This window comes from Chenggangzhangella methanolivorans (assembly GCF_042648545.1).
Classification (GTDB): domain Bacteria; phylum Pseudomonadota; class Alphaproteobacteria; order Rhizobiales; family Methylopilaceae; genus Methylopila; species Methylopila methanolivorans.
In genome coordinates this window covers 165,693-184,380 of sequence record NZ_JBHRXS010000003.1, presented here as the reverse complement: position 1 = coordinate 184,380, position 18,688 = coordinate 165,693, and the positions used below count along the sequence as shown (strand labels likewise).

The 18,688-nt window shown below is 69.0% G+C and carries 13 protein-coding genes; 5 read left to right on the top strand and 8 right to left on the bottom strand.

Translation table 11 applies throughout. The annotated features are described in order from the left end of the window. Nucleotides 1-69: 69 nt before the first annotated feature. The 5 genes from ACFOWB_RS01240 to ACFOWB_RS01220 form a co-directional block, all read right to left on the bottom strand. Entirely contained in the window at nucleotides 70-903 is an 834-nt protein-coding gene (locus tag ACFOWB_RS01240) for a branched-chain amino acid ABC transporter permease (RefSeq protein ID WP_261401691.1), read from the bottom strand. Between the two features lie 183 nt (nucleotides 904-1,086). Then, nucleotides 1,087-2,241: a substrate-binding protein gene (locus ACFOWB_RS01235; protein WP_378145238.1), complete on the bottom strand. Its 1,155-nt coding sequence runs from the start codon at nucleotides 2,239-2,241 to the stop codon at nucleotides 1,087-1,089. A 46-nt stretch (nucleotides 2,242-2,287) separates the two neighbouring features. Then, a complete protein-coding gene (locus ACFOWB_RS01230; RefSeq protein WP_378145236.1) occupies nucleotides 2,288-3,133 on the bottom strand; it encodes a nitrilase family protein in 846 nt (281 codons plus the stop codon). Nucleotides 3,134-3,306: 173 nt separating this feature from the next. Beyond that, the gene (locus tag ACFOWB_RS01225) at nucleotides 3,307-3,933 is read right to left on the bottom strand and encodes an ANTAR domain-containing response regulator (protein WP_378145234.1); all 627 of its coding nucleotides are present in this window, start codon (nucleotides 3,931-3,933) and stop codon (nucleotides 3,307-3,309) included. Further along, a complete protein-coding gene (locus ACFOWB_RS01220; RefSeq protein ID WP_261401692.1) occupies nucleotides 3,930-5,096 on the bottom strand; it encodes a transporter substrate-binding domain-containing protein in 1,167 nt (388 codons plus the stop codon). The genes ACFOWB_RS01225 and ACFOWB_RS01220 overlap by 4 nt, the downstream gene beginning before the upstream one ends. 191 nt (nucleotides 5,097-5,287) lie before the next feature. Between ACFOWB_RS01220 and ACFOWB_RS01215 the strand changes: the two genes are divergently transcribed. Beyond that, the gene (locus ACFOWB_RS01215; protein ID WP_378145232.1) at nucleotides 5,288-6,382 is read left to right on the top strand and encodes an NAD(P)/FAD-dependent oxidoreductase; all 1,095 of its coding nucleotides are present in this window, start codon (nucleotides 5,288-5,290) and stop codon (nucleotides 6,380-6,382) included. Between the two features lie 16 nt (nucleotides 6,383-6,398). Here the strand turns inward: ACFOWB_RS01215 and ACFOWB_RS01210 are convergent, their stop codons facing one another. The 3 genes from ACFOWB_RS01210 to ACFOWB_RS01200 are packed head-to-tail and all read right to left on the bottom strand — an operon-like array spanning nucleotide 6,399 to nucleotide 11,339. Continuing rightward, a complete protein-coding gene (locus ACFOWB_RS01210) occupies nucleotides 6,399-9,530 on the bottom strand; it encodes an efflux RND transporter permease subunit (protein ID WP_261401693.1) in 3,132 nt (1,043 codons plus the stop codon). Nucleotides 9,531-9,540: 10 nt separating this feature from the next. After that, nucleotides 9,541-10,749, bottom strand: a complete 1,209-nt coding sequence (locus ACFOWB_RS01205; protein ID WP_261401694.1) for an efflux RND transporter periplasmic adaptor subunit — start codon at nucleotides 10,747-10,749, stop codon at nucleotides 9,541-9,543. Continuing rightward, nucleotides 10,746-11,339 (bottom strand): TetR/AcrR family transcriptional regulator, encoded by a 594-nt coding sequence (locus tag ACFOWB_RS01200; RefSeq protein ID WP_261401695.1) that lies wholly within the window; start codon nucleotides 11,337-11,339, stop codon nucleotides 10,746-10,748. The genes ACFOWB_RS01205 and ACFOWB_RS01200 overlap by 4 nt, the downstream gene beginning before the upstream one ends. Before the next feature lie 410 nt (nucleotides 11,340-11,749). Here ACFOWB_RS01200 and ACFOWB_RS01195 point away from each other — a divergent pair, with 410 nt between their 5' ends. From ACFOWB_RS01195 to ACFOWB_RS01180, 4 genes are read left to right on the top strand one after another with little or no spacing between them, the layout of a single operon-like run. Continuing rightward, on the top strand, nucleotides 11,750-13,570 hold the full coding sequence (locus ACFOWB_RS01195; RefSeq protein ID WP_261401696.1) for an IucA/IucC family protein: 1,821 nt from the start codon (nucleotides 11,750-11,752) through the stop codon (nucleotides 13,568-13,570). Between the two features lies 1 nt (nucleotide 13,571). Next, complete coding sequence (locus ACFOWB_RS01190) at nucleotides 13,572-16,541, top strand: IucA/IucC family protein (RefSeq protein WP_378145228.1); 2,970 nt, start codon at nucleotides 13,572-13,574, stop codon at nucleotides 16,539-16,541. Further along, nucleotides 16,538-17,839: a DUF6005 family protein gene (locus tag ACFOWB_RS01185; RefSeq protein WP_261401699.1), complete on the top strand. Its 1,302-nt coding sequence runs from the start codon at nucleotides 16,538-16,540 to the stop codon at nucleotides 17,837-17,839. The genes ACFOWB_RS01190 and ACFOWB_RS01185 overlap by 4 nt, the downstream gene beginning before the upstream one ends. After that, nucleotides 17,836-18,684: a sugar phosphate isomerase/epimerase family protein gene (locus tag ACFOWB_RS01180; protein ID WP_261401700.1), complete on the top strand. Its 849-nt coding sequence runs from the start codon at nucleotides 17,836-17,838 to the stop codon at nucleotides 18,682-18,684. The genes ACFOWB_RS01185 and ACFOWB_RS01180 overlap by 4 nt, the downstream gene beginning before the upstream one ends. Nucleotides 18,685-18,688 lie beyond the last annotated feature (4 nt).

Below are 18,688 nucleotides of genomic sequence, written 5' to 3'. Positions count from 1 at the left end.
AAGGGCGCGGCGCGCGAGAGCCGTGGGCTGCTGCGGGCCGCCGGAGCGGCGGTTGCGAGTGCGGACGTGTCAGGCACGCGAAAAACCTTTCGGGCTGACGCGCAGCACGAGCGCCGCGAGGACCGCGATCGCGATGCTGCCGAGGATGGGGCTGACGAAGGTGCTGATCAGCACCTGGGCCGCGCCGAAGACGAGGCAGGCGACGGCGAGCGCCACGAGCGAGGCGTCGGCCACCATGACCAGCATGAAGGCGCCGATCAGCCAGCCGACGCCCATGTTCGGGTCGACGCTGGTGAGCGGCGTCAGCAGCACGCCTGCGAGCGCCGCAAGGCCCGCTCCCGCCATGAAGGTGACGAGGCGCACCCGCACCGTGTCGATGCCGAGCCCGCGCGCCAGCGTCTCGTTCATGATGACGGCGCGCGCCGAGAGGCCGAGCCGGGTGCCCTCCATCGCGGCCGCGAACACGACGCCGATGACGAGCGCCGCGCCGAGCGCGACGAGGCGATAGGCCGAGTAGTCGACGCCGAGGATCTCGACCGTGCCGGAGAAGAGATTCGGGGTCATCTGCACGTCGCGGCCGAAGCCGAGCGTGATGAGCTGGCCGATCACGATGCCGAGGCCCCAGGTCGCGAGGATCGCGTCGAGCGGGCGCCGGTAGAGCGGTCGGATGATGAAGAGCTCGGCCAGGCCCCCGAGCGCCGCGCCGATCACGAAGGCGAGCGGCAGCGCGGCCCATGGGTTGAGGCCGAGCTCGGCCGCGATCACCGCGCAATAGGCCCCGATGGTGAGCCAGGCGCCGTGCGCAAAATTGATGATCTTCAGCACGCCGAAGACCGCGAGCAGGCCGATCGACACCACGAACAGGATGCCGGCGGTGGTCAGGACGTCGAGGATGAGGAGCATGGAGGTCCTCCGGTGTTTGTACGCGACGTATCCGGCCCCTCGCCCTTGCGGGGAGGGTAAGCGCGGGGGTGGTCAAGGACGATCGCTGTGGCTCGGCGGAGAGCGCTGCGGCGCCTGTTCCGCCTCATTCGGAGCCGCCCCCACCCCCGGCCCCTCCCCGCAAGGGGGAGGGGAGAAGGCGCCTCACTTCAGCTTCGGGCACTGCTCGCCGGGATCGACGTCCTTGAAGGTGCCGACGACCTTCACCGAGCCGTCGCCCTGCACCTGGCCGAGATACATGGTCAGCGCCGCATGGTGCTGCTTGTCCATCTTGATGACGCCGCGCGGGCCCGTGACGCTCACCTGCGGAAGCGCCTCCAGCACCTTGGCGGTCTCGGTGCCGCCGGCCTTTTCGACCGCGGCCTTGTAGAGATAGACCGCCTCATATTGCGGCACCGAAAGGTCGTTCGGGGTCTTCAGGCCGGAGCCGAACTTCTTCTCCATGGCGGCGAGGAAGGTCTTGTTCTCCGGGCTGTCGATGCCGGTGACGTAAGAGGCCGAGAGGTAGATGCCTTCCGCGTCCGCCCCCATGCTTTTCGCCGTGCCCTCGTCGACCGCGAGATTGGCGTAGGGCAGGGAGACGCCCGCGCCGCGCAGCTGCTTGGTCAGCGTCACGTTCGGCGCGCCGCCGGCCGTGGAGGTGATCAGCGCGTCGGCCTTGGAGTCCTTCAGCTTGGAGATGATCGCGGTCCAGTCGCTGCCGTCCATCGGCAGGTATTCCTCGCCCACGACCTTGCCGCCGATCTTGCCGATATATTCCTTGGTGAAGGCCAGCATGCCGCGCCCGAAGGCGTAGTCGCTGCCGATCAGGAAGTAGTTTTGAGCGCCTTTGAGCTTGAAGGCGTCGACCACCGGCGGCACCTGCTGCTCGGGCACCCAGGCATTGACGAACATGTTCTTGTTGCAGGATTTGCCCTCGTAGAACGAGGTGTAGATGTACGGCACCCGGCCCTTGGTGACGGCCGGAAGGCCGGCGTTGCGCGCCGCGCTCGTCTCCATCGAGATCAGGACGTCGACCTTCTTCTGGTAGATGAGCGAGTCGAACGCCTTCTGCGCGCCAGCCGCTCCCGAGGCGTCGTCGGCGATCTCGAGCTTGAGCTGGCGGCCGAGCACGCCGCCCTTGGCGTTGATCTCCTCGACCGCGAGTTCGGCCGACTGGACGACCGAGGGCGCCACGACGCTGTTCGCGCCGGAGAGGCCGACCGGCACGCCGATGACGATGGGCTTTTCATCCGCGAAGGCCGGCGGCGCGGCGAGAGCGAGAGCGGCGGCGAGTCCGATGACGTGGCGCTTGGACATGGGGAAGCTGGCTCCTGGAAAACGGGCGCTGGAGGACGGGGCGGCGTCAGCCGTAGACGTCGGTGCGGCGGTCGCCGAGCACCGAATTGAATTCGTTGAGGTCTTTGCGGCTGGCGTCGTCGAGGTCGATGACGGCCGTGATGGTCTCCGGCGCGTCGCGGCTCGCGGGGCCGGCGATCGTCCAGCCCTTGGTGTCGATGATCAGGCTCTGGCCCTCGAAGGGCTGGCCGCGCTCGACGCCGACCCGGTCCGCGCAGGCGATGAAGATCCCGTTCGAATGCGCGGCCGCCCGATGCAGCGTGTTGGCCATGGCGGCCTCGCCGGCCGGCTGGTTGGGCATCGGCACCCAGTTGGTGGGGATGCAGACGATCTCGGCGCCGCCGAGCGCGAGCTGCCGGAAGGTTTCGGGGAACCAGCCGTCGTAGCAGATGGCGACGCCGATCTTGCCGAGCGCGGTCTCGAACACCGGGAAGCCGAGGTCGCCCTTCTGGAAGAACACGTTCTCCCGGAACCAGAGATGCGACTTGCGATAGGTCCCGACATAGCCCTCGGGACCGACGACCACGGCGGAGTTGAACAAAGCGTCGCCGGCCTTCTCGGCGACGCCGGCCACGATATGGACGCCGAGTTCGGCCGCGAGCGCCGCCCAGGCCTGCGTGGAGGGACCGCCGGGCACGGCCTCCGCCAGCGCCGCCGCCTCCTCCATGGTCTCGAACACGTAGCCGGTGTTGGCGAGTTCTGGCAGGACGAGGAGGCGGCTGCCGGCGGCCGCCGCCGCGCGAACCGCCGCGCAGGAGCGCGCGACATTGCCCTCGACGTCGCCCATCAGCGGTTCGAACTGGATGCACGACACCTGTAACGGTGGGCGTGCGGAGGCGTTCGCCTGGATCATTTCAGCTCCAAAACGCAAAAAGCCCCTGGACGCGGAAGTCATCCGCAGACCAGAGGCTTCAAAGCCAAGATGTAAGGCAGCAATCCTGCTGCAGGGCAATCTTGCCCTATGGGGTCACGATAGCCCGATCGTCAGTCGGCGCAAGCCGATAATGACGGCAAATCCTGCCCAACTCATCGCCTTTCAGCCAACGAGATATGCAATCCGAGCCCGCTCATGGCCTCATGCGCCGTGACGAGGCCCTCCGCCACGCTGGTCATCGGCGCCCGCGTCGCGGTCGCCCGGTCGCGGAGCAGCTTGTAGGCGGCGTCCTCGTCGAGGCCGTTGAGCTCGGTGAGGAGCCGCACCGCCTTCTCGACGGTGCGGCGGCCCTTCATCGTGTCCTCGAGCTTGTTGATCTTGGACGTCAGCCGCCCCTCATAGCCGCGCCGGTAGCGGGCGAGCGCGAACTGGGTGAGAACGCCGCGCGGCCGCAGCGGCTTGGCCAGAACGCCATGGGCGTTGAAGTCCACGATGGCCTTCAGCGAGGTCGGGCTCTCATAGGCCACGATCGCGATGACGGCGGGCTCCTGCTCCTCGATCGAGGGCAGGAGATGGGCGACCTCGGCGTCGTCGAGCTGGATGAACAGCGTGTCGATCTCGGGCGGCAGCGTCGCCGGCGGCGGCCAGGCGAGCGAGACCTCGCAGCCGAGGCGCCGAAGCTGGTCGAGCAGCGACACGCCCTCCTCGTCGCGCGGATGCACGATCAGCGCCCGGGCGCGGCGGAGCTCGTCCAAGATCCTGCGGGCCGGGGCGCTCAACTGGCGAGGCCCTCCTCGAGCCAGTTGGCCTCGAAGCGCGTCGCCGCGAGATAGGGATCGGGCCTGACCGGGCGGCGCGACCGCCAGGCGACGTCGAACTGACCGTCGTCGCGGGCCACACCGACGCCGGGCGTCAGCCAGACGTGACGGGTGTCGCCGTCGAAAGCGAGTTCGCCGCCCGGCGCCGCCACCCGCTGGCGCATCGCCGCCGCCCCGAGGCGTTCGGAGTCGAGCGTCCCGGCCTCTTCGAGCGCCTGCGCGAAGAGATGGACCTGCGCATAAGCGGTCTCCGACCACATGCTGGTCGGCCGCTCCTCGCCGAAGCGCTGCCGGAAGGCCGAGACGAACCGCCGGTTCTCCTCGCTCTCGATGCGCTGGAAATAATGCGAGGCGAGCACGTGGCCCGAACAGAGCTGCGGCCCGATCGCCCGGATCTGCCCTTCCGACATGGTGAGGCTCGCGATCGGCTGGCGCCGCCTGTCGATCCCTGCGTCGGCGTAGAGCCGGTAGAGGCGCTCGGCGCCGCGCCCGACCACAGTGGAGAACACCGCGTCGGGGTCCGCGCGACGGATCTCGGCCACCATCTCGCGGTGCACGTCCTCGTCGCCGTCGAGCGGGGCGTAGAGCTCGCCCACGATCTCGCCGCCCTTGGCCTCGACGAGGTCGCGCATCACGCGGTTCGACTCGCGCGGATAGATGTAATCCGAGCCGACGATGAAGATGCGCGGCCCGTATTCCTGCAGCAGGAAGTCGGCGAGCGCGAACACGTTCTGGTTCAGCGTCGCGCTCGTGTAGAGGACGTTCTCGGAATACTCGAAGCCCTCGTAGATCGACGGATACCAGAGCAGTCCGTTGTGCCGCTCGATGGTGGAGAGCACGGCTTTCCGGCTCGCCGACAGCGAACAGCCGAAGATCACCTCGACGCCGTCTTCCGCCAGAAGCCTGCGGGCGAAGGCGCGGTAGCCCTCGTTCTCGCCGCCGGGGTCGTAGCAGATCGGCTCGATCGGCCGTCCAAGCACGCCGCCCGCGGTGTTGATCTCGTCGATCGCAAGCGCGGTCCCGAAGAAGTGCTCGCTCTCGGTGACCCCGCTCACGCCGCTGCGCGAGAACAGGATGCCGACCCGCCAGCCCTGGTCGCGTGACGTCCTGTCGATCTTATCCACGCTGCGCCATTCGAGATGCCCGTCCAGTCACTTGTCGCCTTAAGCTTCAATAGCAGAAGCGCCGCGGCTGTGGCGCGCCGCCGAGCCGATGCGGGTTCGATCCGGGCCCCGCTGAACTTCGGCGAGAATTCGGGGTAAGCACGCCTTACGGGGCGGATGGCCACGGGCCGAGAACAGCAGGGAGCGGCCGCTTGGAAATTCTCGTCATCGGCGCCGGCGTCGTCGGCCTTGCGGCGGCGCGCGCGCTTGCTCTCGACGGACATGACGTCGTCGTCGCCGAAGCGTCCGACGCTTTCGGCATGGGGATTTCGTCGCGCAACTCCGAGGTCATCCATGCCGGGATGTACTATCCGGCGGGGTCGCTGCGCGCGCGTCACTGCGTGAGGGGCGCGCGGCTGCTCTACGAGTTCTGCGAAAGCCACGGCGTCGCGCACCGCGCCTGCGGCAAGCTGATCGTCGCGACGTCGCAGGAGGAAGTCCCGGCCATCGAGGCGATCCGGCGGCGCGGCGCCGAGAACGGCGTCGAGAGGCTGGAGCTGATCGACGCCGGGCAGGCGGCGCGGCTCGAGCCGCATCTGCGATGCCATGCCGCCGTGCTGTCGCCCCGGACCGGGATCATCGACAGCCACGCGCTGATGCTCGCGCTGCTCGGCGACATCGAGGACCGCGGCGGCTCGCTCGCTTTGATGTCGCCGGCGCTTCGCCTGAGATTCGACCGGGGGCGCTGGCTCGTCACGGTCGGCGAGGACGCCGGCGAGATCGCGTTCGACGCCGTCGTCAACGCCGCGGGCCTTGGGGCGCAGCAGGTCGCCGCGGTCACCGAAGGCTATCCGGCCGACCGGATCCCCCGGCTCTTTCTCTCCAAGGGCAGTTACTTCTCCTTCGCCGGCCGCCCGGTCTTCCAAAGGCTTATCTATCCAGCGCCCGCGGAAGGGGGCTGGCTCGGCGTGCATCTGACGCTGGATCTCGCCGGCCGGGTCCGCTTCGGGCCGGACGCCGAATGGATCGACGCGCTCGACTATGCGGTCGATCCTTGGCGCGCGGACGCGTTCTACGGTTCGATCCGGCGCTTCTGGCCGGGCCTGCCCGACGACAGTCTGACGCCGGACTATTCCGGCGTCAGGCCGAAGCTCAGCGGGCCGGGTGAGCCTGCGGTCGACTTCCGGATCGACGGTCCGGCCGACCACGGCATGGACCGCCTCGTGCATCTCTTCGGCATCGACAGTCCGGGCCTGACCTCGAGCCTGTCGATCGCGGAGACCGTCGCTGAGATGCTCCGGGACTAGCGTCGGCCGCCGCAGATCATGCGTGCGCCTCGCCTGCGCTCGGAGCGGGCGCGTCCTTCGGCTTCCGCGAGAACACGCGCAGCACGAAGACGTAGAAGACGGGCACGAAGAACACCGCCAGCACGGTGGCGGTCGCCATGCCGCCGAGAACGCCGGTGCCGATCGCGTTCTGGCTGGCGGCGCTCGCGCCGCTTGCGATCGCGAGCGGGGTGACGCCCAGCATGAACGCGAAGGACGTCATGATGATCGGCCGGAAACGCAGGAACGCGGCCTCGATGGCGGCGTCTCGGACCGACTTGCCTTCCGCGTGCAGGTCCTTGGCGAATTCGACGATCAGGATGGCGTTCTTGGCCGAGAGGCCGATGATCGCGATCAGGCCGACCTTGAAATAGATGTCGTTCGGCATGTCGCGGGCCATCACGGCGAGCACCGAACCGATCACGCCGAGCGGCACGACGAGCATGACCGACAGCGGGATCTTCCAGCTCTCGTAAAGCGCGGCGAGCAGGAGGAACACGAAGAGGATGCTCAGGCCCAGCAGGAACGGCGCCTGCGTGCCCGACGCGATCTCCTGCAGCGACTGGCCGGACCATTCGTAGCCGAAGCCCGCGGGGAGCTTCGCCGCGAGCTTCTGCATCTCGGCGATGGCGTCGCCCGAGGAGAGGCCCGGCGCAGCCTCGCCGCCGAAGCGCAGCGCCGGATATCCGTTGAAGCCGACGATCTGGGTCGGGCCCTTGGACCATTCGACGCGCGCGAAGGCCGAGAGCGGCACCATGCCGCCGCTGGCGTTGCGCACGTTGAGCTTCAGGATGTCGTCGGCCTGCATGCGGTTGCGGGCGTCGGCCTGGACGGTGACCTGCTGCATGCGGCTCGAATTCGGGAAGTCGTTCACATAGGCCGAGCCGAGATTGGCCGAGATGGTCGCGTTGATGTCCGCGAACGCGACCCCGAAGGCGTTGGCCTTCTCGCGATCGACCACGATGTCGAGCTGGACGGCGTTCGCCAGTCCTTCGATGCGGGGCGCGGCGAGGTTCGGGCTCGCGCCTGCGAGCGCGAGCAGCTGCTGGCCCGCCGCGCCCAGCGCGTCATGGCCGCGGCCCGAACGGTCCTGCAGGCGGAATGTGAAGCCCGCGGAGGTGCCGAGCCCCTCGATCGGCGGCGGCGACAGCGAGAAGCTCTGCGCGTCCTTGATGCCGAAGAGCTGCGCGTTGGCGCGCGCCGAAATGGCGTCGGCGCTGTCCTCCGGTCCGCGCTCGCTCCAGTCCTTCAGCACGGGGAAGCCGATCGCGGCGTTCTGGCCGTTGCCCGAGAAGGAGAAACCCTGGATCGCGAACATGTCCGCGACCGCCTTCTCCTTCATGAAGATCTCCTCGACCTTTTTGATCGCCTCGATGGTGCGAGTGCCGGTCGCCTCCGACGGCGCCTGGACGTCGACGATGAGGTAGCCCTGGTCCTCGGTCGGCAGGAACGAGGAGGGCAGGCGCATGAAGGCCCAACCGAGGCCGACGAGCAGCGCCAGATAGACGATCATCATCCGCCCGGCCCTGGCCGTGAGCTTGGATACGATCGACCTGTACCCGCTCGCGGTGCGGTCGAACTTCCGGTTGAACCAGCCGAAGAAGCCGCGCTTTTCGTGATGGCCCTGCGGGATCGGCTTAAGGAAGGTCGCGCACATCGCGGGCGTGAGCGAGAGCGCCAAGAACCCCGAGAACAGGATCGAGACGACCATGGTGAGCGAGAACTGGCGGTAGATGATGCCGGTCGCGCCGGGGAAGAACGCCATCGGCACGAACACGGCGGTCAGCACCAGCGTGATGCCGATGATCGCGCCGCTGATCTGGCCCATTGCTTTCCTGGTCGCCTCGCGGGGCGAGAGCCCTTCCTGCGCCATCAGGCGCTCGACGTTCTCGACCACGACGATGGCGTCGTCGACCAGAATGCCGATCGCCAGCACCATGGCGAACATGGTGAGCACGTTGATCGAGAAGCCCGCCGCCATCATCACGGCGCAGGTGCCGAGCAGCGCCACCGGCACCACGATGGTCGGGATGAGCGTGTAGCGGATGTTCTGGAGGAACAGGAACATCACGACGAAGACGAGCCCGACGGCTTCGGCGAGCGTCATCAGCACCTTCTTGATCGACGCCTCGACGAAGGGCGTCGTGTCATAGGGGATGGTCTGCTTGACGCCCGGCGGAAAGAACCGCTCGAGCTCCTTCATCTTGGCGCGCACGGCCTTCGCGGTCTCGAGCGCGTTGCCGGTGGCGGAAAGCTGCACGCCGGCGGAGGCGCTCGCCTGCGCGTTGAGGCGGCTCGTGAAATTGTAGTCCTGGCCGCCGATCTCGACGCGGGCGACGTCGCGCAGGCGCACCGTCGAGCCGTTGGGGTTGGCGCGCAGCACGATGGCGGCGAACTCGTCGGGCGAACCGAGCTGGCCCTTCACCAGCACAGGCGCGGAAGTCTCCTGGCTGATCGGGTTCGGCAGCGCGCCGATGCGGCCGGCCGCGACCTGCGCATTTTGGGCGGTGATCGCCGCGGTGACGTCCTCGGCCGTGAGCCCGAGGCCGAGCATCTTGTCCGGGTCGACCCAGACCCGCATGGCGCGCTCGGTCGCGAACAGCTGCGCCTTGCCGACGCCGGGCAAACGTCGCAGCTCGCCCATGACGTTGCGCGCGAGATAGTCGCCAAGCCCGATGTCGTCGATCTGGCCGTCGGTCGAGGTCAGCGACACGACCATCAGGAACGAGCTCGAGGCCTCGTCGACCACGACGCCCTGCTGCGTCACCGCGCGCGGCAACCGCGCCTCGACGCGGCGCACCCGGTTCTGGACGTCGACGGAGGCCTGCTCCACCGGCGTTCCGGGCGCGAAGGTCGCGGTGATGGTGGCGAGGCCGGAGGCTTCGGAGGTGGACTCGTAATACATGAGCCCCTTGATGCCGTTCAGCTCCTCCTCGATGAGCTTGGTGACGCCTTGATAGAGTTCTTCGGAGGACGCGCCCGGATAGGTCGCCGTCACCGAGATCTGCGGCGGGGCGATGGTCGGATACTGCGAGATCGGCAGCATCGGGATCGCGATCGCGCCGCCGATCGCGATGAAGATCGCGACCACCCAGGCGAAGATTGGCCGGGCGATGAAGAAGTTCGCCATCTCTCGTGCCTCAGCGCTTCTCGGCCGCGGACGCGTCGGTCACGTTCTGCGTCCAGGGCTGCGGATCGACCGCCGCGCCGTTCGAGAGCGCCTGGAAGCCTTCCACGACCACGCGGTCGCCGGCGACGAGCCCGTTCTCGATGACCCAGCGGTTGTCGACGACGCGGCCGGTGCGGACCTTGCGCAGCGCCGCCTTGTTGTCCTGGCCCACGACATAGACCTCGGCCGCGCCGCCCGGATCGCGCTGGATCGCGCGTTCGGGCACCGCAAGCGCGTTCGGCTGCTCGCCCTGGACGATCTGGACGCGGACATACATGCCCGGCAGGAGGTCGCCGTCCGGGTTCGGGAACTCGCCGCGCAGCGTGATCTGGCCGGTTGTTGCGTCCACCGCGGCTTCGGAGAACAGGAACTTGCCCGGATGGGCGTAGCGGCTCCCGTCGTCGAACTTCAGCGCGACCTCGGCGCGATTGGCGTCGGAGCCTTCCGCCTTCGCGCTCGCGGCCGCCGCCCTCTTCAGCGCGAGCAGCTGGTTCGCCGACTGGGTGAAGTCGGCGTAGATCGGGTCGAGCTGCTGGATCGTGGCGAGGCTTTGGGCGTCGGTCGAGGAGACGAGCGCGCCCTCTGTGATCATCGCGCGGCCGATCCGCCCGGTGATGGGCGCGCGCACGTCCGTATATTCGAGATCGAGCGCGGCGGCGTCGAGGCTCGCCTTCGCCGAGGCGATGTCGGCCTCGGCCTGCGCGAGCTCGGCGACAGCCGTGTCGTAGCTCTGGGCGCTGTTGATCTGCCGCTCTTTCAGCTGCGTCTGGCGCTCGGCCTGCTGGCGGGCGAGGGTGCGCGTCGCCTCGGCGCGCTGAAGCACGGCCTTGGCGCTCTCGACACGCACGCGGAACGGCGCAGGGTCGATGCGGTAGAGCACGTCGCCCTGTTTTACGACGCTGCCCTGCTCGAACACGCGCTCGATCAGGATGCCGGAGACGCGCGGCCGCACTTCCGCGATCCGGGTCGGGGCGATGCGGCCGGGGAGCTCGTTGGCGATCGGCAGCGTTTGCGGATTGACGGTCACGAACGAGACCGCGACCGGCGGAGCGCCGGCCGGCGCGTCCGCGGCTTTCTGGTCGCAGGCCGCGAGCAGCAGCGCGAGCGAGACGCCGCTTGCGATCGCAGCGAGCTGTCTGGAACCGAGTCTTTGCAAACCCATGGCGGCGCCCTCGGTCATCGGTCTTCGCTCGTGTTCTCGGACATGGCGGGTCGCCGGGTCATCTCGATCAACCGGCCGCGCAAAGCGTTGCGGTCCGGGCCGCATTCGGCCTCCATGCCGTAGAGGCTCGCATGCCAGACGCCGTCGGCGGCGAGCCGCGCGATGGCGTGCTCGAGCGCGCCGTCGGTTTCGGCGTGCCGCGCGAGGCGGGCCGTGAACCAGTCGCTCCAGGTCTTGCGCAGCGAGGCGTCGGCCATCAGCGAGGCGCAGATCGCGGCCCAGAGCCGGGCGTCCTCGCGCTCGAGATCGGCGAACATGCAGTCGACATAGGCGCGGGTGAAGCGACCATAGGGCTCTGGATCGCCCTCCATCCGCCGCTCGACGTCTTCCTCAAGCAAGGCGATGGCCTCGGCCATCACCCCGTCGATCAGCGCCTGCTTGCTCTGGAAATGATGGAACAGCCCGCCCTTGGTGACGCCCGCGGCCTTCGCCACGGAGTCGATCGTCACCGCGGCCAGGCCCTCGTTCGCGGCGATGCGCGCAGCTTCCTGGAGCAGGGCGCGACGCACGACGTCGGGTTGCTTTCGTCGGGTGTGGGCTTCGGACATTTTCGTTCGCCGCGCGTCCGGAACCGGTCGCGAAACGCCTTGCTTCGCCCGGTCCGGAATGGTCGAGATCTCACGCATTTCTAAACATACCATTCGTCCGGTATCTATGATTTTTGTGTGATATCACGAGACGTTGAGCGGCATTGGCGTGGCAGTATTCCGGCCGCCACGTCTGCAACCGAAAGGAATGTCCTGCTCCCTGAACGCGCCAGCCGAGTTGACGCCTCACAGGCGGTAAGGATGCGGGACGCCGACCTGAGCAGACCATAAGCCGGCTCTGCGAAAACTGGACCTCCTCCAAAGTCCTCGGCTTCTTGGGAGACAGATTTATTTTCAGGGGAGAGGCCGCCTCGTCCGTTCAACAAACGAAAAGCCGCATCAAGCGGACGCGATCTGTTGACGGGCGGACCATGGATCCTCAGGCGAAGACGCGGCGCGAAAGCGCCGTCCCGGTCCGCTCGTCCCGGCAGGCGGCGGAGCAGGCGACCTTCCAGAGCTTCGCCAACTGCTATCTGCGCGAAATCGACCCGGGCGTCGCCACGCGTCACACGCTGAACTTCGGACACGCGGTCGACGCCGTCGAGCTCGCCCTGCCGGCCCAGCGCGCGTCGCTTCGGATCGAGCTCCTGGGCGCTTCGCTCTGCGGCCCGCACCGGCTCGGCCGCGCGTTTCTCAAGCGCGCGCTCGAGCCCGCCTGGCGCGAGGTCGAGCCGCTGGCGGCCCTTCAGGCGCTGCTGCACGAGGCCTATCGCCGGCCCGGCAAGGAGGCCTCCGACGAGCAACGCGGCTGCGAGCTCGAACTGTTGTCGCGCGTGCTCGACAGCTACCGCGCGACCGAGCGCTATCTCGATGCGCCGCGCGCCGAGGACGAGGACGACTTCCTCGCCTCCGAGCAGTCGCTGACCTTCGGCCACTGGCTGCACCCGACGCCGAAGAGCCGGCAGGGCATGACCACGTGGCAACAGCCCGCCTATTCGCCGGAACTTCGCGGCGCGTTCCAGCTCGACTGGTTCGCCGCGCCTCTTGAACGCGTCTCGACAAAATCCGCCGCGCGCGAAAGCGTCGCCGAGATCGTCGCCGGGATCGCGGGCGAGGATTTTGATCGCCTCGGAGCGCGGGACGGCGAGGCGCTGATCCCGATGCATCCGCTGCAGGCGCAGGCGCTGCTGCTCGACCCCGAGCTCGCGGGGGAGTTCGCCGGCGGGGCTCTTCGCCATCTCGGCCCTGCGGGTCCGGAGTTCTCGGCGACCGCCTCCGTGCGCACCGTCTATCGCCGCGACGCGGACTGGATGCTGAAGTTCTCGCTTCCGGTGCGCATCACCAATTCGGTGCGTCGCAACCGCCGCCACGAGCTCGACGCGGGCGTGGCGATGGCGGGCCTGTTCGAGCGCTCGGATTTCCTCGTCCGACATCCGCGCTTCCGCGTGCTGCGCGACCCGGCTTACGTCACCGTGGACGTTCCCGGCCTCAGCGAAAGCGGCTTCGAGACGATCTTCCGCGAAAACCCGTTCAGGGGAGAGGCGGCGTCAGGCGTCGCCACCATCGCGGCGCTGAGCGCCGATCCGCGGCCGGGCGAGACGTCGCGCCTCGAGCGGATCGTCGGCGAGATCGCCGCCCGCGAAGGCCGGGATGCGTCCGTCGTCGCCCGCGAGTGGTTCGCCGCCTATCTCGACTGCGCGCTCGATCCGCTGGTCGCGCTCTATGACGAGCTCGGCGTCGCGCTCGAGGCCCACCAGCAGAACGCGCTGATCGGCCTGCGCGACGGCTGGCCGGCCGTCTCGTGGTATCGCGACAGCCAGGGCTATTACCTCTCCAACGCCTATCGCGAGACGCTGCGCGCGATCGCGCCCGAGACCGAGGGCGTGGCGCATCTCTTCTACGACGACGCGGCGATCCAGGATCCGTTCGCCTACTATCTCGTGGTCAACCAGATCTTTTCGGTCGTCTCGCGCATGGGCCATGACGGGCTCGTGCATGAAGCCGAACTTGTAGGGCTGCTGCGTGAGCGCCTCGAGGCGTTGTCGCTGCGCCTGAGCGGCGCCGGCCGGGTGTTCGTCGACGGGCTGCTGCGCCGCTCGGTGATCGCCGCGAAGTCGAACCTCATGACGCGGCTGCTCAACATCGACGAGCTCGCGTCCGGAGACGAGACCGCGAGATACCAGCGCCTGCCGAACCCGATCGCAGGCTTCGCCGCCGGGGAAGCCCGCGGCGGACAAGCGGTGGCGGTCTGAGATGGCCGAGGAGCCGCAAGACCGGACGCTGCGCCAGCTCGTCGAGGCGATGCTGTTCGAAGGCGTCGTGCGCGCTGAAGAGACAGACGGACCGCAGGGACGCCGCTTCAGCTGGACGGCCGGGGGCCGCGCCTTCCGCTGCCTCGGCCGCCGCCGCGGTTTCGGGCGGGTGCGGGTCGATCCCGCCACGATCGAGACCGAAGACGGGAAGGGCGGCTGGCTCCGGGCCGGCCTGCGCGACGTCGTCGAGAGCGCCGCGGACAGTCCCGAAAGAGCCGCGACGTTTCTCGCGGAGCTTGAGCGAACGGTCGAACTCTGCCGCTGGAACGCGCTGCACGCTCCCCGCGGGGACCGGCGCTCGCTCGCCTTTCGGGAGCTGGACGCCGCGATCGACGAGGGCCACGCCTACCATCCGAGCTTCAAGGCCCGCACCGGCTTCAGCCTGGAGGACCACGCGGACTTCGGTCCGGAGGCGGGCGCGACGTTCCGGCTCGCCTTCCTCGCCGTGCGACGCGACCTCGTCGCGCAGACGCTCCCCGCCGACGAAGACGCCTTCTGGCGCGCAGAGCTCGGCGAGGCGGAGGCCGCCGACCTCATCGCCCGCCGCGCCGCCGCCGGGCTCGACGCCAAGGCTTTCGCGCTCGTGCCCGTCCATCCTTGGCAGTTGCGCAAGCTCGCCGACGGGCCGCTCGCCGAACTCATCGAACAGGGAGCGGTCCATGCGCTTGGAGAGGCCGGCCCGCTCTACCTCGCGAGCCAGTCGGTCCGCACGCTTCACAACGCCGACGAGGCCACGCGGCCGAGCGTGAAGCTCGCCATGACGATGGCCAACACCTCGTCGCTCAGAACCATCGAGCCGCACTCGGTCTGCGTCGCTCCCGCGATCTCGATGTGGCTTGGCCAGATCGTCGAGCGCGATCCGGAGCTGCGCGAGCGCATTGCGATCCTGTCCGAATATGCCGGGATGGTGGTCGATCGCGAGGGGGCGCTCGCCGGCCATGTCGCCGCCATCTGGCGCGAAAGCGTCGCCTCGCTCCTGAAGCCCGGCGAGGCGGCGGTCCCGTTCAACGCCTTGATGGCGGAGGAGGCCGACGGGCGGCTGTTCTGCGCGCCCTGGCTCGATCGGCATGGCGCGGAAGCCTGGGCCGAACGCCTCGCCGAGGTCGTGGCCGGGCCCGTCTGGCGACTGCTTGCGGTCCACGGGATCGCGCTCGAGGCTCATGGGCAGAACATGGTCCTGGTCCATCGCGACGGCTGGCCCGAACGGCTGATCCTGCGCGACTTCCACGACAGCCTCGAATACGCGCCCGACTTTCTCGCCAAGCCCGCCGCCGCGCCGGATCTCGCTGCGATCGACCCGGTCTACGCCGACGCCCCCGCGAACCAATTCCATCGCATGGACCGCGTCGAGGAGCTTCGCGCGCTCGTCGCCGACTGCCTCTTCGTCTTCTGCCTTTCCGACCTCGCCGAGGCGCTGGAACGCCATGGCGCGCTCGCCGAGACGCAGCTCTGGGCGCTGATCGACGAGCGCCTGTCCCGCGAGACTGTCCCGCCGCTGCGGGCCGCCCGGCTCGGCTGGCGCGCCGAGTGCGTCGCGGTCGAACGGCTGGTCGCCCCGAAATTCTCCGGCGAGGCCGCGCGCTTCGTCGAGGTCCCCAACGTCTTCGCCCAGCGCGCAAAGGGAGCCCGCATGCCGATGATCGAGATCGACGAGCGCGGTTTTGACCGCGACGCTTTTGGAGCGCTCTCCGGCCGCTGGGCCGAGCGGGTCCGCCTTGGCCGGGCAGGCGGCGGGCGGCGCTACGCGGTGCTGCTGCCCGAGACCGCCGACTGGCTGGCGCTGTTCCTCGCCATCCGCGAGGCCGGCGGCGGCGTGCTGCCGATCCATCCGGCGACGCCCCGCACCGCCGCCCGGCGCCTGGCCGAGCGCGCCGGCTGCGACCGGCTGCTGCTCGCCGACGGCGAGGTCGAGATCCTGGAGCCGTCCGAGGAGCCGCAAAGCGGCGTTCTGCTGCAGATGAGCTCCGGAACCACCGGCGCGCCGAAATGCGCGAGCCGGCCCTGGGCCGAGATCGAGGCGGAGCTCTCGGCTTACGTCGCCGGCTTCCCCGAGCCCGACGACATGACGCCGGTGGTGGCCTGCCCGACGACCCATTCCTACGGCCTGATCTGCGGGGTGCTCGCGGGCCTGAAGCGCGGGCGAGCCCCGAAGATCGTCAACGCCCAGAACCCCAAGAGCCTGATCCGGATCCTGAAAGAGACCGAGAAGCCTCTGCTCTATTCCTCCCCCGCCGTGCTGCACACGCTCGCGCAGCTGATGCCGGCGGGCGAGACGATCCATGGCGTGATGACCTCTGGCGCGCTGCTGCCCGCGCCGTGGTTCGCGAAGATCCGCGAGCGCTCGGACCACATGTTCCAGCAATATGGCTGCTCGGAAGCCGGCGTGGTGGCGGTGAACCGCGAGGTGACGGCCGCAGACGAGATGGGCCGCGCGCTGCCGCATCTGCGGCTCTCGGCTGGCGGATCACGCGAGGCGCCGGGCGAAATCCTCGTCGACGTCGCGGGCCGACGCGTCGAGACGCACGACCTTGGATACCTGAAGACCGACGGGACGCTCGTCTTCGTTTCGCGCCTCGACGACACGATCAACGTCTCGGGCCTCAACGTCTATCCGGGCGAGGTCGAGGACGCCGCGATGGCCCATCCCGACGTCTCCGACGCCGTCGCGTTCCGCATCGCCGATCCCTTCGCGGGCGAGCGCGTCGGCCTCATCGTGGTCGGCGAGCGCCGCATCGACGAGAGCGCGCTTCGCGACTGGTGCCGCGCGAACCTCGCCGGCCACCAGACCCCCGCGGCGATCCTTCAGGTCGAGGCCGCGCCCCGTCAGGCGAACGGCAAGGTCAGCCGCCGCGAGGTCGCGGCGCTCTACGCCGAACGAAAGCTCGCCACGCTTACGGAGGCCGCGCGATGACCCGCGACGACATTCTGGCCGCCATCCGCGCGACGCTCGCTGACCCGCTCGACATCCCGAAGCTCGCAGCCTTTTCCCCGGAGGCGCGGCTCAACGCCGATCTTCACCTCGACAGCATCCAGACGCTGCAGCTCTTCCTGCATCTGGAGCTGCGCCACGGCCTCGCCGCGCCCGAGGAGGCGATCGCGGGCGCAGAGATCGAGCGCGTCAGCGACCTCGTCGACCTGTTCGCCCGCGACGTGGAGGCCGCGCCCGCCGCCGCTGAACCCGTCGACGCCGGGGAGGGGGTGCACGGTGAAGAGTACTACGACATCAAGGTCCACTGCTTCGTCAGCTGCGTGTGCGCGGCTCTGAAGGCCCGCGGCATCGATCACCGAGCGTTCTATTTCGGCGTCTGGGACGCGGACTTCGCCGTCACCGACCGCTGGGCGCTGCGCTATCACGACCCGGCGGTGAACCACGAGGCGTTCCGCAGCTGGTTCCGCGCGCTCTACGGCGTCGCCATGGCCGAGTGGTACGACCACTCGAGACCGAAGGAGGACAACGCCGCGACGCTGCTGCGGCTCGTCGCAGGGCGGCGGCCGGGCCAGAGCGTGATGGCGATGGTCGATCTCCACCATCTCCCGGAGCGCGAGAACAAGTTCAACCAGAACCCGTTCCCGCATTACCTGATGCTGGAGAGCGCCAAAGATCCCGCGATGTTCATGGTGCGCGACCCCGATTTCCGCTGGGAGGGCGAAATCGCGCGCGAGGCGATGCTGAACGCCTTCAGCCAGCCCTCGGTCGCTGGCGGCTACCTTTTCGACGGCGACGCCGCGCAGCCTGCGTCGGACACGGCGGTGCGGGACTACTTCGAGGCCTGCCACCGACCCGACAACCCGTTGCAGCGGTCGGTCCGGGCCATCGTCGAGGCGCATCTCTCCGCCCGCGACGGCCTAACGCTGGCCGAGCTTCCGCTGGCGATCCGGCAGCTCCCCGTCATCGCGATCAGAAAGTACGCCTATGAGCACGGCTTCGCGTTCTTCTGGCGAGCTTTGAAGGCTCCCCATGACGAGTTCGAGCGCTGGTGCGATGAGATCGACGCGCTCTTCAAGGGTCTCAAGACCCTGCACTTCACCGCGCTGAAGCTCGCCGAGACCGGCGACCGGCGCCTCGCCGCGGACGTCTTCGCCGAGGTCGAGCGGCTCGATCAGTTGGAGACGCGCATCAAGGCCCGGCTGCTCGAAGCCTTCGAGGAGTGGCGTCTGGCGCGCGGCCTGCCGGGGCTTGCGCCGGAAGCCCGGAGGGCGAGCGCATGAGGCTCTCGCTCTGCACCATCACGTTCCGGCATCACCTGCTCTCCATGAAGGAGATCGCGGCCTTCGCGCGCGCCAACGGCTTTGACGGCATCGAGCTTTGGGGGGCGCACGCCCGCAATCTCGAGGCGAGCCTGATCCATGGCGAGGAGTGGCTCGCGAGCTTCGGCCTCTATGCGCCGATGATCAGCGACTATCTGCCGACCGAGGGCGACACCGCCGTGATGCGGGCGCGCGGCGTGGCGCTTTGTCAGCGCGCCCGGCGCTGGGGGGCGGCCAAGATCCGCACCTTCGCCGGGACGAAGGGCAGTCTGGAGACGAGCGCGTCGGAGTGGGCGCGACTCGCCGTCCGCCTGCGGGAGCTTTCCGCGATCGCGGCCGACCACGGCGTCACGCTGCTGGTCGAGACCCATCCGCGCACGCTCGCCGATCGCCTCGCCTCGACCATACGGCTCGTGGAGGACGTGTCCCACCCGGCCTTCGGGTTGAACTTCGACGTTCTGCACGTCTGGGAGGGCGGCGACGACCCGCTCGAAGCGCTCGCCGCGCTCAAGCCCGTGGTCAGGCATTTTCATCTGAAGAACGTGCGGTCGCGAGAGGATCTCAGAGTGTTCGACCCGGCCAACGTCTACGCGGCGGCCGGCCGCCGAGAGGGCATGACCCGGCTGACCGAAGGCGCGCTCGACTTCGGCCCCGTGCTCGCCGCGCTCGCCGAGGATCCGTCGGCGGAGGCCTCGCTCGAATGGTTCGGCGACGATTGTTTCGACACGCTCGCCCATGACGCGCGCATGGCGCGCGCTCTGGCCGGCGCAAAACCATCCGTCGAGCGCCGCCAGCCGGCGGCGTGACGGC

Coding starts and splice junctions, on each gene's coding strand:
- ACFOWB_RS01240 (WP_261401691.1), bottom strand. CDS start 903: ATGCTCCTCATCCTCGACGTCCTGACCACCGCCGGCATCCTGTTCGTG.
- ACFOWB_RS01235 (WP_378145238.1), bottom strand. CDS start 2,241: ATGTCCAAGCGCCACGTCATCGGACTCGCCGCCGCTCTCGCTCTCGCC.
- ACFOWB_RS01230 (WP_378145236.1), bottom strand. CDS start 3,133: ATGATCCAGGCGAACGCCTCCGCACGCCCACCGTTACAGGTGTCGTGC.
- ACFOWB_RS01210 (WP_261401693.1), bottom strand. CDS start 9,530: ATGGCGAACTTCTTCATCGCCCGGCCAATCTTCGCCTGGGTGGTCGCG.
- ACFOWB_RS01205 (WP_261401694.1), bottom strand. CDS start 10,749: ATGACCGAGGGCGCCGCCATGGGTTTGCAAAGACTCGGTTCCAGACAG.
- ACFOWB_RS01200 (WP_261401695.1), bottom strand. CDS start 11,339: ATGTCCGAAGCCCACACCCGACGAAAGCAACCCGACGTCGTGCGTCGC.
- ACFOWB_RS01195 (WP_261401696.1), top strand. CDS start 11,750: ATGGATCCTCAGGCGAAGACGCGGCGCGAAAGCGCCGTCCCGGTCCGC.
- ACFOWB_RS01190 (WP_378145228.1), top strand. CDS start 13,572: ATGGCCGAGGAGCCGCAAGACCGGACGCTGCGCCAGCTCGTCGAGGCG.
- ACFOWB_RS01185 (WP_261401699.1), top strand. CDS start 16,538: ATGACCCGCGACGACATTCTGGCCGCCATCCGCGCGACGCTCGCTGAC.
- ACFOWB_RS01180 (WP_261401700.1), top strand. CDS start 17,836: ATGAGGCTCTCGCTCTGCACCATCACGTTCCGGCATCACCTGCTCTCC.